At 38.6% G+C, this 12,553-nt stretch carries 12 protein-coding genes and 2 other annotated features; of the genes, 1 reads left to right on the top strand and 11 read right to left on the bottom strand.

Going from position 1 to position 12,553, the window contains the following annotated elements:
• The first annotated feature begins 29 nt into the window (after positions 1-29).
• Positions 30-1,538 carry a helix-turn-helix domain-containing protein gene (locus tag ASG46_RS04265; protein WP_056703353.1) on the top strand — a complete coding sequence of 503 codons (1,509 nt, stop codon included), beginning with the start codon at positions 30-32 and terminating at the stop codon, positions 1,536-1,538.
• A gap of 56 nt (positions 1,539-1,594) precedes the next feature.
• Here the strand turns inward: ASG46_RS04265 and ASG46_RS04260 are convergent, their stop codons facing one another.
• From ASG46_RS04260 to ASG46_RS04215, 11 genes are all read right to left on the bottom strand, one after another.
• Positions 1,595-1,876: a hypothetical protein gene (locus tag ASG46_RS04260; protein WP_056703350.1), complete on the bottom strand. Its 282-nt coding sequence runs from the start codon at positions 1,874-1,876 to the stop codon at positions 1,595-1,597.
• Positions 1,877-2,232: 356 nt separating this feature from the next.
• Positions 2,233-2,775, bottom strand: a complete 543-nt coding sequence (locus ASG46_RS21245; RefSeq protein ID WP_235562209.1) for a hypothetical protein — start codon at positions 2,773-2,775, stop codon at positions 2,233-2,235.
• Positions 2,741-3,517: a hypothetical protein gene (locus ASG46_RS21240; RefSeq protein ID WP_235562208.1), complete on the bottom strand. Its 777-nt coding sequence runs from the start codon at positions 3,515-3,517 to the stop codon at positions 2,741-2,743. The genes ASG46_RS21245 and ASG46_RS21240 overlap by 35 nt, the downstream gene beginning before the upstream one ends.
• A gap of 26 nt (positions 3,518-3,543) precedes the next feature.
• Complete coding sequence (locus tag ASG46_RS04250; RefSeq protein WP_025206950.1) at positions 3,544-4,110, bottom strand: hypothetical protein; 567 nt, start codon at positions 4,108-4,110, stop codon at positions 3,544-3,546.
• Between the two features lie 173 nt (positions 4,111-4,283).
• The gene (gene thrS / locus ASG46_RS04245; protein WP_056703414.1) at positions 4,284-6,203 is read right to left on the bottom strand and encodes a threonine--tRNA ligase; all 1,920 of its coding nucleotides are present in this window, start codon (positions 6,201-6,203) and stop codon (positions 4,284-4,286) included.
• 51 nt (positions 6,204-6,254) lie between these two features.
• Positions 6,255-6,479 (bottom strand) — a binding site (T-box leader).
• A 37-nt stretch (positions 6,480-6,516) separates the two neighbouring features.
• Positions 6,517-6,740: a binding site (T-box leader), on the bottom strand.
• A gap of 74 nt (positions 6,741-6,814) precedes the next feature.
• On the bottom strand, positions 6,815-7,999 hold the full coding sequence (locus ASG46_RS04240) for a DUF1835 domain-containing protein (protein ID WP_056703346.1): 1,185 nt from the start codon (positions 7,997-7,999) through the stop codon (positions 6,815-6,817).
• A 274-nt stretch (positions 8,000-8,273) separates the two neighbouring features.
• A complete protein-coding gene (locus tag ASG46_RS04235) occupies positions 8,274-9,104 on the bottom strand; it encodes a DNA alkylation repair protein (protein WP_056703342.1) in 831 nt (276 codons plus the stop codon).
• A 213-nt stretch (positions 9,105-9,317) separates the two neighbouring features.
• A complete protein-coding gene (locus ASG46_RS04230; RefSeq protein WP_056703337.1) occupies positions 9,318-10,505 on the bottom strand; it encodes an MFS transporter in 1,188 nt (395 codons plus the stop codon).
• Between the two features lie 26 nt (positions 10,506-10,531).
• On the bottom strand, positions 10,532-11,359 hold the full coding sequence (locus tag ASG46_RS04225) for a MerR family transcriptional regulator (protein WP_048002094.1): 828 nt from the start codon (positions 11,357-11,359) through the stop codon (positions 10,532-10,534).
• Positions 11,360-11,492: 133 nt separating this feature from the next.
• Positions 11,493-12,011: a hypothetical protein gene (locus ASG46_RS04220; RefSeq protein ID WP_056703334.1), complete on the bottom strand. Its 519-nt coding sequence runs from the start codon at positions 12,009-12,011 to the stop codon at positions 11,493-11,495.
• A 26-nt stretch (positions 12,012-12,037) separates the two neighbouring features.
• The gene (locus tag ASG46_RS04215; RefSeq protein ID WP_082515455.1) at positions 12,038-12,448 is read right to left on the bottom strand and encodes a DUF6508 domain-containing protein; all 411 of its coding nucleotides are present in this window, start codon (positions 12,446-12,448) and stop codon (positions 12,038-12,040) included.
• Positions 12,449-12,553 lie beyond the last annotated feature (105 nt).

Below are 12,553 nucleotides of genomic sequence, written 5' to 3'. Positions count from 1 at the left end.
GTAAGCCAAAGAAAGGAGTTAGTTGTTTGATGGAGCTCATTGATAATAAATCAAAGAGATGGATAAACATTTTAAAATTGCTTGTATCCAAAAATAAGTGGTGGAGCCTTCAAGAGATATCGAATGAACATATCGGTTCTGTTCGAGCCATTCAAAGCGATATAGAACAAATGAAATCGTTCCAAACCGAGAACGGAGAACCGTTAATCCACATAAAGCCAAGACAAGGCATATCCATTTGTAATACGCAGACGATACGAGTGGATTACTATATCAAAGAAATTCTAAAGGATACGATTGAAATTCGATTGATTGACGGCATTTTTTTTGAAGAAAACAGATCTTTCTATGAATGGATGGACACGCTGAATATCAGTAGATCCACATTGTATAACACGATTCATAAAATCAACTCGATCCTTACATCCTATGACATCGAGTTACGCCCAGATAGTATGCAGTTCCATGGGAATGAGAAGGAGATTCGTCAATTCTTTGTTGAATTTTTATTTGAAGTGTATGGAAGCCGCCTTTGGCCATTTGATGATATTCAAAAACAAGACGCAGTTCATTTATTACAAGAACTATTTCAGGTGCTCGAAGTCAATGTACCAGATGTCGCGATAGATAAATACTGCCTGTGGCTCGGCGTTTCCATTCACCGAATGCGAAAAGGTTTTACAATCAGCCGTAAATATACATACTCAATGACTGAAGAAAAACAAACCTCTACAGCTAAAGGAATCTATGATCAAATTAGAAGATGGGAAGAGCACATCTGCCGAATGGCCAAAGACGTATTTGATGTGACGCTGGATCATCATGAATTTGTCTTTTTGCTATTGATCGAACCAGCTATTGGGCACTTTAAATCAATTGAAACTGTCGAAGAAAAATTGACGTTCTTTCAGTCGCATACACCACGCCTCTATGATGCCATTCATTCATTTATCACCCAGTTGGAGTCGATTTTTCATCAAGAAATAGCGAATCGTAAGGTGATGACACTCGTTCTTCTCCAATATTATGTGTATTCCAATGAAATTACCGTGAGAGATGGATTCCTTTTCAAAAAGAAATCGAGCTATTTATCAGAGGTGAAAAAACAGTTTCCTTACTTCTATTCGAGGATTAGTCATATCATCCAAGAGTTAAAAACAGACGATATCCTCGCTTCTTTTGTGAAAAATGAACGGGAATTGATTCGTATCATTACATCTTCTTGGAGAGGGCTTGTTCATTTAGAGATGGAACGGAGAAACGTGCTGAACATTTTTGTTATTTCAACATTAGGTTATTATCATAGTTTGTTTATTGCTGATTTAATTAAATTAAGCGTGCCTCCTCTCATTCACATTTTTACAAGTCCAGAAAATACGTTAAATGATGTCACGATGGATCAACTTGGGGTTGATATGATTGTGACCGATACTGAGCTTCCTCTTCAATTCGGTCGATCTACGCTGCTGATCAGCTCTTTTCCAAAAAAAAAAGAATTGGACAACTTACACCGAAGATTGGTTGATATGACAAACTAATGTTCATCATAAAAAAAAGCTGCTGAGACATTCTCAAGCAGCTTTTTGGTTCTGTATTAATGAAGCACGATTTGTTCATTCATCAAATCAATGGCGTAAAGCGATTGCTCATATTCATCTAATAGAAGGTAGACTTTGAGCGGGGCAGTGGTTTGATCTGTTTGCTGTGTGAATAGGACACAAGTGAATTTTTCAATCCCTTCTGGCAGCTTGCTTTTCAGAAAAGGATGAAGAATAGGAGAGATTCGAAGGGTATCAACATCTTTCAGCCAAAGCTCATCTTGTAACGCAGGATAATGGTCAACCAAAAACTGACGAAACACTTCCAATGTACTCAAGGTAGATATCCTCACTTTCTTCTAACTTGGCTTCAAACTCACCTAAAAACAAACGGAACCAACTCATCATATGATCTCGGTACACGTATTTTCGCATACGGCTTGAGACATGATCACTCACTTTTTAGACTTGATACTGTAGATCAACTGTACTGTCACGAATGTTTAATATGTATAACGTTTCCTATGTCTTCTCATTGACTCCACCACGAATCCAAACAATGGACCTATGATCATATTCTTACCTGTTTTCTTTCGTGATGAAACGACAACTTCCTGCTACAATATTCCATTTTTCTGCAAAAAAGAGGGAGATGGGACAAAAAAAGAACAGCTCCTCACTGTTCTTTTGGAAGTTATGAAAGGTCTGTCAAAGAGAACACTTCGCCGCTCACTGCATCAACGCCATCATGACAATCGAGCTTGCCGCATAAAACATATTGTTTTTGCACATCGTCATAGACATAGATAGGTGTAAGTTCGAGGCGTTCTCTCAATGTTTCAAAGGCTTGTTTCTGAGTTATGGTGATTTCACTAGCTGTTTGAGATGGATTGAGTATCCCACATACTTGAAACATCTCCTTTTTATCTATGTAATTAATGGCTTCAAAAGTGTTGGCATCAATGAAGACCTTGATTTTATCCATAAATCCACTGCCTTCTTGCTCATTCGTTTTTAATATCGCATGGATGTATCCATGATCACGTTGGAGTGTTTTTAGAACCCACTTTCCTGTATCGTTTGGATATTTTTGCGCCAAGAAGGTGCGGACTGCTTTGATACACTCATCCTGGTCTTCTTTTGATATCGGGAAGGAATCTGGTGACGGTTCCAATGAGAAAGCTTGTTCAGCTGAAATGTTCTCATGAATGTCCATTTCTTTTTTTTTCAAAGGCATTGTTTATCGGTTCATTCCACTCAATGACTTTATTCATGTGTATACAATGTGTTTCTTCACGCCCAATTTCAAACGGAAGAGTTCCTGTTCCATCGTTCTTCACATAGATTTCTTCTAAAGCATAAATAGAACGGATTTGATTGTGCTCGAAGGAAGGCAATTGAAATAGCTGCACTTGCTGCTCAGCTAAGTTCCTCACCTGATCAAGGGAAAGCACATATTCCTCAGCTTTCAGTAATGTTTTAGCTATAAATGGACCTTGGTGTGTAAAGTACATGAGCTGTCCATGTTCATTCCATTTCACTTCGATTCTGCCTGAAGGTGTTACTTTCACACCATCTATTGCTTCTTCGAAAGAAAGTTCCCCTTTTTCCTTCTGATGCATATGAAAATGCTCTCCATAGATCAATCCTGTTTCTTGTTCGATCCATTGAATGACATGAGCTGGATAAGGTCTCTTAAACGTGACACCATGCTGCGCATAGGTTTTGTCCATAACAAAAATAACCGACTCGGTCTGTCCTGTATTCAAGTTCACTTCAATGACAGCTGTGCCGTCTGGGTTTAGATCATCGTCCTCGGGTTCAGCCTCATTAGAGGGAAACCATTCCATATTCAATGTATAAACCGTTTCATTGAACATATTGACGTAGCGATGAAAACTGTGTCTTTTTAGATAGTAAAGATCTAAGCCAAATGTCGCCTTTGTCTGATCGATCAGTTGTTGAATGTTTGCATTCAATGAATTCACCTCAAAATGATGATGTTTTATGGAAGAATAAAAATAACGATAAAGATGAAAATGACGATTGCCATAAAAAATCCTAAAGCGATTGCCATTATATTTGACTCTTTTGTGTAGCCTGTTAATTCACCTACAGTCGATCGGTCGATTTTTCTAAAACGAAAAAGCATGCTTATATTTAAAATGGCTAGAACCATCAAAAACAAGAAAATGATCAATGCAGGATCGACGTCACTAAATGCATTATCCACATTTTGTAAAGTAAATGATTGAATAAACATAATGACACTCAATATGATTTTCCACACATGATCTAACCGTTTTTCCTTTTCCCACTCTTTCCCTAATTTCTCTTTTTCATAAATAGCTACCTGCTCTAAAATAGGTATGAAAGACTTTGTTGTTCCTTTTCTGATAAAGCCTAAAATGCCTTGGATAAGGATTAAAATTCCTAAACAAAAAAGGAAATGTGTCAGTTGGATTTTAACAATTTGAATCAACATAAAAAAAATGATGATCATAAGTCCGACAAATAAATTAGAGATAGCGATTTGTTTTGTCCTCATCTTTTTTAGTGCAGCTTGTTCCATGTGATAAACTCCTCCTCGTTTCAAATTTTTCTGATAAACGCTCTATCCTTATTACGATTTTAACGAAAAAATGTTTCAATATTTTCCCTTTCAATTGTCAATTCGGCTTTTTCACAAATGAAAAGACGTCCACATTCAATGGACGTCTTTTCCTTCTTCATGAAATCAGCACATCATATTTTAGCTGTTCTGTCTTTTATTTGCTGGGCTGCCTGGTGTTTAAATTCATCAATAGACAGCAGCTTTGACATTTTTTCTCCATGTTGTCTGATGTTCAGTGTTTTTTCTTGCATTTCTGTATCTCCAATGACAGCGATATAAGGCATTTTTTGCATTTGTGCTTCTCTCATTTTATAGCCGAGTTTTTCATCACGTTCATCGATTGTGACTCTAATTCCGATATTTCTTAATTGCTGCTGCACCTCTATGCAGTAATCAAGGTGAACGCTTGAGACAGGTATGATTTGTACTTGGATTGGTGCGAGCCATAACGGGAAGACGCCGGCAAAATGTTCAATGAGAATACCAAGGAACCGGTCAAGTGAACCAAAAATGGCACTATGAATGACAACTGGACGCACCTTTTCATTTTTCTCGTTGATATATGTTAAATCAAATTTCTCTGGCATTTGAAAATCCAGCTGAATTGTGGCGCACTGGTGGCTCCGCTTTAGTGCATCTTGAATATGAAAGTCGATCTTCGGACCATAAAATGCCCCATCTCCTTCATTTAAGTAGTAGTCAACCTTTAACTGATCAAGCACATTTTTTAGCGCTTTTTCGGATACATCCCAAATAGCGTCATCCCCTAATGCTTTTTCTGGACGAGTGGATAGTTCGACTGAATACTCAAAACCAAATGTCCGATACACATGATCAACTAATTGAAAAATCCGTTTGATTTCAGCTTCGATTTGATCTTCTCTTAAAAAAATATGGGCATCATCTTGGCAAAATGTTCTGACCCTGAACAATCCATTTAATGCTCCGCTAAATTCATGACGATGCACTTGACCAAATTCAGACATTCTAATTGGAAGGTCTCTATAGGAATATAAGTTATTTTTGAACATGAGCATATGCCCTGGACAGTTCATCGGTTTTAAAGCAAAACTTGTATCGTCTACTTCTGAGAAATACATATTCTCATGATAATGATCCCAATGGCCTGACTTTTCCCAAAGTTCTTGGTTCATCATAAATGGAGTACTTACTTCTTCATATTGCGCTTGACCTCTCACTTCTCTAGAAAAGGCCATTAATTCATTTCTGACAATCTGACCTTTTGGTAAATAAAACGGCATGCCTGGCGCTTCTTCTGAAAACATAAAGAGGGATAACTGTTTCCCTAATTTCCGGTGATCACGTTTATTTGCTTCTTCCATGAAATGAAGATAATCAGCTAGATGATTTGGATGCTGAAACGCTACACCATACACTCGCTGCAAGACATCCTGATTGCTATCTCCCCGCCAATAAGCCCCTGCCACACGTGTTAGTTTAAATGCCTTTAAATACCCTGTAGAAGGTAAATGGGGACCGCGGCACAAATCGATAAATTCTCCTTGCTGATAAATCGTGATGGCTTCTTGTCGAGGGAGACTTTTTAAAATATCCAGTTTATATGGATCATGTGCAAACATCACTTCAGCTTCTTTGTAAGAGACTTCCATTCTTTGAATAAGGTGATTCTCGTTTATGATGTTTTTCATCTCTTTTTCAATCATTGCCAAATCCTCTACGCTTAACGTTTGATTCAGCTTCATATCATAGTAAAATCCATTCTCAATGACAGGTCCGATCCCCAGTGTCACATTGTCATATAACCTTTTCACAGCTTGGGCTAATACATGTGTAGCTGTATGACGTAACACTTCCAGCCCTTCTTTTGAATCAAGTGTTAGAATCGAAACCCCCGCATCGTTGTTTAACGGATAACTTAAGTCCACTGTCTGATCATTGATCTTTCCCGCTACTGCTTTTTTTCTTAAACTTGGGCTAATATGGGAGGCAACCTCTGCGACTGTCGTACCTGCGGAGAACTCCTTGATCTTTCCATCTGGAAATTGAATTTTCACCATTTTTTCTCTCATCACTGACACACCTTTCTCTTTTTTGAAATAAAAAAACACACTCATCCCTCATAGAGGGACGAATGTGTAATCCGTGGTTCCACCCAAATTCCCATAACGCGTATTCGCTTTATGGCTCTGGTGCCGTAACGTGGCGTAGACGGTATTGGATACTGTAATGTTCCCCAATACAGCTCAAAGGTGGTAAGATAGCTTTTCTGCGTTAGGAAGATTTCACCGTGACTTCCCTCTCTGTGAACCGATAAAAGCTACTCATGTCCTTTTCAAAGCAATCATGCTATAAAAGTAAACAAAAAAACACACCCATCCCTCATAAAGGGACGAATGTGTGATCCGTGGTTCCACCCAAATTCCCATAATGCGTATGCGCTTTATGGCTCTGGTGCCGTAACGTGGCGTAAACGGTATTGGATACTGTAATTTCTCCAATACAGCTCAAAGGTGGTAAGACCATTTTTCTGTGTTAGGAAGATTTCAGCGTCACTTCCCTCTCTGGTAACCAGTAAAAATGGCTCATGTCCTTTTCTTCGCTTTTAATTTCTCCATATCTTACATGATGATGATGGATCATGTAAAGGATTATTTTGTGCAGTGATAACGAAATTCATTCTTTAAATGTAATATTGTGTGTATTCACTTGGGCTGTATTCAATTTGAAACGCAGGAGATAAGGCTCGTTTCACTTCTTCAGTGATTCGCTCTCCTTCTTGATTGAACTTTCTTTCCATGTCTACACCATTTGGCAGCAAATCATCGGTTTCTTCGTCAAACCAGCGGCCATACTGTATATTCCAATTCCATAACTTTGAGAAAAGGGTATCACTCATTGGTACATCATCTCTTTCTAAATGACATTGACAATGCCCGCAATGAAAAGGTTCACCACCGTAATCTCCTTCAATTTTCACAAAAGGATGATCCTCAAACTCTCGACAGCACACCCATTTTTTGAAGTTCTGACCGAACTCTGTCAGTTTAATCGAGTAATAACGCATGGAAGTTCTTTTTCCTTTCATGTCAAACATCCCTTGATCAATTAATGTCTTCAATCGATATTCAATAAAATCATCGCCGATATACTGATCTAAATGACCAATGACTTCTCCTATTAAGCGTGGAGTGACGATATACTCCTCTTCTGGCGCGGACTGATGAAGCCGCTTAGCCATTTTCACTAAATAAGCATCAAATTCATCTTCTGGTACGCTGATCACTTGTCCTTTTTGCCATATCCGCAGCATATGATTTTCTTTAGCAAGTGAAAGCCATTCGTTTTGTAATCTTTCTCTTTCTTCTTTTGTCACTGGGTGAATATGCTCTTTACTCTCATACAAAATTTTAAATTTTTCAGATGCGATTTCTCCGGAATGTCGAAGGATCATTCTTCTTGTATTCGTATTGAACAGCTGATCAAATGCTGTCGTTATATTGATTACAGACAATTCAATGCTTTTCTCTTTTAATAAATAGATGGCATATCGCAAGGCAATTTGCTCATGTGCATTACTGCCTGTCCAGATGAGTATACGACTGCCAGCTTTTATTTCTTTTATTTGCTGAAGCATTCTATGCTGATCGTTGACCATGTCGTCAAAATAGCCAAATTCATTTGACATCACGTTACGCAGCCATTCTATACGGTTCGCTTGTCCTTCATGTTCGTGTAAATGTAGAAGTGGTCCAATTGAATAGATATCATCAAAAGCGATGACATCATCTATTTGTTTTTGCTTCATTTCACGTATTGCTTGTTTTAAACTACCGGCAGCTGCCGCCCCAAATATGATATGTATCATCATTCGTCTCCCTTTATCTTACATTTTATTTCATCTTCACCTATTCATGGTTCTTTCGTCAATTCTATTGAGTCAATTTCATTCAAAAGTATGACAAGGAGATGATTAGATCTTTACAGAAGTAATCATGGCAGAACAGTGGAAGCTAGACTTTTACGAAAAACAAAAAGCCCCACGAAATGGGGCCATTTGCGTACAACTCTCTGAGACTTTCTTTCCGATTGATTTATCGATAGAAATCTCCTCATAAAAGGAATGTAGATCATGCTCTAATTCACAAATTCCCCTTCACAATCGTTCTTTTGGCTTTCTTAACAATTCTGCTAGTCGCTTTTGTATCAGAATCCATTGACCACTGTTCGCACAGGTTTCGTACCCAATCAGGCTGTGTTTTACTAGCGTCATTCAGCCAGTTTCCTACAGAATCTTGAACATATGTTGATGGATCAGATTTGAGGTGATTTAGAATTGGCAGTGCTCTTTCTGGCTCCTGTTTTAATAACTCAATATGCTTTGTCCATACACCTCTTGGACGGATTGCCTCTACAGAGAATCGACGAATATTTTCATCCTCACTTTTTGCCCATTCTGTTAAATATTCTATACTTTGATCGAGCTGCTGACTTAGACTTTCTCTCACTGACATCCAAGCAATTTCGCGTACACCAAAATGATGATCAGCTGCAAATGGCTGAATGTACGCTAGTTTCTCTTCTAAAGAGGATGAATGCTGTTTGTTCATATAAGCAGCCCAGCAGCGGACGCTATCAGATATGTGACAACTGCATGCCTGTATGACTTCCACTCTTTTTTCCTCATTTTCTTCCTGCAGCATTTCATCTAACAAATGACCGATAAGACGAATCGCTTTCATGCCTGACTCCGCTTTTTGTTTGGCGATTTCTGCTGAAAGATCGATTAAATGTTTGTCTAAACCAATGGACGGCAAAACATGCTGTAATAGAGTCACATGATTGACAGCCAGCCATTCAGTTAAATTGACACTCTCTAACTCTCCCTGATTCAAAAGAATCAAGACGTCATGAGGAATGTCACTCCCCTTTCGAGCGCCTTTACGATTGATGATCTTCTCACTTATTGGCATTATGTATTCTCTCCTGTCTAGTAGTACTTTTGTTTGACATACATTTTTAAAATAATTTATTATTCACCCTTAAAAAGCTAGTGTGAAATTGATCCCTTCATTCTTTGGATATTTACTCCTATTGTAGCAAATAAACTTCTCAACTGGTGCATTCTTCAAATCAAAAAAGGAACTACCGAAATAAGTAGTTCCCTCAATACTAGTAAATCTATGTTACCTTCCTTGCTCGATCACCTTCAAACTCTTCTGCTGAGAGATTCTGTCAAACGCCACCATCAAGATGGTCATGAGTAAAGCGAGAAGAACCGTTCCAGCACTGATCCAGCTCAGGTGCAATATAGATGTCCTGCTCAACACAATCCCCCCTAACCCCGATCCTAAAGCAAATCCGAATTGAATAAATGATGTATTGACACTTAATGCAATATCAGGAGATTTTGGAACAAGGGATACAAGATATAGCTGCTGAGCTGGTGATGTACTCCATGTAGCGATCATCCATATCATGATAACAGCCACCATGACCACGAGATTCCCTGTGACAAATGATAGCAGCATGAGCATCATGATTTGCAAGATGATGCCAGAAAAAATCGTGAAGATGGGCCCTTTTTTATCTGCTGCCATCCCTCCAAGGCTTGATCCTAAAAAGCTGCATATTCCCGCTAGTAACAAAATGCCACTGATTTCTGTGATGCTTAGGTTGGCTGATGCTTGCAGGAAGGGCGTTAAATAGGTAAATAACGTGGAATATCCACCTACATAAAATAGCGTCACTGCCACTGCAAGTAATATACGCTTGTCTTTTAAAATCGATAATTGCATACGAAGCGTCACCGGTTCTTGTTCTTTCATAGAAGGGATCCGCCTATACACCACAATCAGCGGAATAAGCGTGATCACTCCAATGGCTGCGAATAATGCTCTCCATCCGATCATACTGCTTAGAAATGTCCCGATTGGAACGCCTAAAACCAAGGAGCTGCTTAATCCCATTAAAATGATGCCAATGGCTGTTCCTCTTTTTTCTCTTTCCACAAGACGAGTGGCCACAGCCATTGCCACCACAATGGCCGTCCCTCCACTAATTCCTTGTAAAACCCTTGTCATCAGCACCATTTCAAACGAATGGCTGACACTTGTGATGATATTACTTAAAGTAAAAATGATCAGCATCCATGATAATATTTTTCTGCGGTCGATATTGATGGTTAGTGCAATGACAATCGGTGCGCCGATTGCTGCTGAGAGCGCTAAGGATGTGACCAATAAACCAGCAGCTGATGTCGTGACCTGTAAATCAGCTGCGACCATTTGAATAATCCCTGTAATGATATATTCGATTGTTCCGATTAAAAAGGCTGCTAAAGCAAGTAAATAAACAACGGCTTTATTTTTCATCGTGACGGTTCTCCTTTGGGCAATGTTTACGATTTGACTTCATTTTTTATAGGAATTTGAATTTCAATGAGTCTTCCTTCTTCATTTTCTGACAATGGGTAATAGATTTCTCGGCCCGGCTGATCATCTTTCACGCGGTATCCGTTATGTTCGATCCATGTCGCCAGGTCAACACAAGCAGATTGTGCAAATGGGGATTGTGAATGAAATAATAGTGTCGCCATGGTTTCTTCAGCTGGTAACGTGCGCATCGTAATTCCCTGAGGAAGAGAGCCCCTTAACGCTTTAGCGGAATACCCAACCTCAAATTCGAACTCACTTTCTTTAGCAAGTGATTCCCTCCACAGCACGATTTGTGGCTCTGAGTTCAATTCTTGCGGGTGTTTATGTAACAAATGATGAAACGTTTGAAAGAATGATGGGATCTCATCAACAGTTCCGTTGGATTGAAAAGACATGATGCGTTTGCTTTCAACCGATTTGATGATGACCTCCTGTTCTTTTTCAACACACCCCTCTCGTTTGATGAGGTGCATCCGCTCCTTAATACGGGCTAATTTCTGCTGTTCTCTCTCGATCAATTGCTGAATCTCACTCTCTTTCAAGAGAAACATGCCCTGAATCTGCTCTACCGAAATATCTTCACGAAGAAGCTGCCCCATTTGTTTTAACGTAAAGCCTAATTCCTTATAGAGAAAAATTCGATTGACCTCAAGTAGCTGCTCAGCTGAGTAATAACGGTATCCCGAATCTTGATCGATCTGTTTAGGTTTTAATAAATCAATTTGGTCATAATATCTTAAGGTTTTGACAGGGACTTTGCTTAACATAGAAAAATCGCCGATCTTGAACATCCTGCATCTCCTCCGATTTGTTGATCTGATCACAGTATAAACCTTTCAGTTAAGGGGAAGGTCAACATGAAGTTGATTAAATTTTTCAAAAGACGAAAAAACCTAGATTTCTCTAAAATCTAGGTTTTGCTCATTATCCTACTATTTTTTCTAACAATCCCATCGCTTCAACAATCTTTATATCATCCATAAATCGTTTCAAACTTACTTTATGCTCTTTCTTTTGTAAATCTGTTGAATAACCTAAGCATAGATTAAAAATACAATCTAACCTTTGTCCGACTCCACTATAAAAATAATTCGTCAATATTCCATTATTTTCACTTGCAAGAACCAAAACTGTAGCGATCTCTAATACATATTCTATATTTTCTATAGAAATCGTTCGATCCTTTTTCTTAGCAGTCATGAATTCATGACTATGAATAGAACGAATCCTACCTTCAAGTAAATTGAGTATAGACCTTTTATAGATGACATACACACTGTGAATATGATGTTTATCAGGACAATAGGGATCTTGTAAAATGAATTTTATACGTTCATCTTCTTTTTCCATTTTTATTGCATCAAGATCATATAATAAAATATGATCAATTTCTTCTATTTTCATAGGAGGAAACATGTGGGATACATCTGTTTTGTTTTTCAATTGATCACCCCGAAATCTAGTCTCTTTTACTCCAAACGTTCCAATCTTTCAAGCCACTTGACAATAGTTCCGTTTGTAAAGAAATCGAGTATGACACCATCGCAAAATCGTTCAGCTCTCAGAACCCCCATGATGAGAGCCAGCACACACTGCGAATTTAAATTGGAAACGTCCACATCCTCCATGTCGTTCATTCCCCATTCAATTCCATTTTCTTTGAGGATCTCTCTATAGCGGGTAATCTCCATTTCTTGATGCTGTTCTGCAAATGTATAGACATCCTCGATAAAACGACGGACCGTTTCGGAATAATTCACATAGGGCATCTGAATCGGGTGTTCCGCTGTTCCATCATTTTCTTTATCTATGACCCATTCACCAATACCATTGCCCTGAAGCAAAGGGATATAGTTAGTTAGAATCTCAAATTGACTCAACCTCATCCTCCTCCATTCCTTTGATCGACATCTCTGAATAAGTTGATAAAAAAAGTCCGTGATGATCCTACAAGCTAGAAGCCAGTATTCAAATCACGGACCGTT

The sequence above is a fragment of the Bacillus sp. Leaf49 genome (assembly GCF_001426125.1).
Lineage (GTDB): Bacteria > Bacillota > Bacilli > Bacillales > Bacillaceae > Bacillus > Bacillus altitudinis.
This window is presented reverse-complemented; position numbering and strand designations above follow the sequence as displayed.

Bases quoted from the DNA above. Each gene is read 5' to 3' on its own strand.
- ASG46_RS04230 (WP_056703337.1), bottom strand. From the start codon at position 10,505: ATGAAAAATAAAGCCGTTGTTTATTTACTTGCTTTAGCAGCCTTTTTA.
- ASG46_RS21245 (WP_235562209.1), bottom strand. From the start codon at position 2,775: ATGCCTTTGAAAAAAAAAGAAATGGACATTCATGAGAACATTTCAGCT.
- ASG46_RS04225 (WP_048002094.1), bottom strand. From the start codon at position 11,359: ATGTTCAAGATCGGCGATTTTTCTATGTTAAGCAAAGTCCCTGTCAAA.
- ASG46_RS04250 (WP_025206950.1), bottom strand. From the start codon at position 4,110: ATGGAACAAGCTGCACTAAAAAAGATGAGGACAAAACAAATCGCTATC.
- ASG46_RS04240 (WP_056703346.1), bottom strand. From the start codon at position 7,999: ATGATACATATCATATTTGGGGCGGCAGCTGCCGGTAGTTTAAAACAA.
- thrS (WP_056703414.1), bottom strand. From the start codon at position 6,203: ATGAGAGAAAAAATGGTGAAAATTCAATTTCCAGATGGAAAGATCAAG.
- ASG46_RS04265 (WP_056703353.1), top strand. From the start codon at position 30: ATGGAGCTCATTGATAATAAATCAAAGAGATGGATAAACATTTTAAAA.
- ASG46_RS04235 (WP_056703342.1), bottom strand. From the start codon at position 9,104: ATGCCAATAAGTGAGAAGATCATCAATCGTAAAGGCGCTCGAAAGGGG.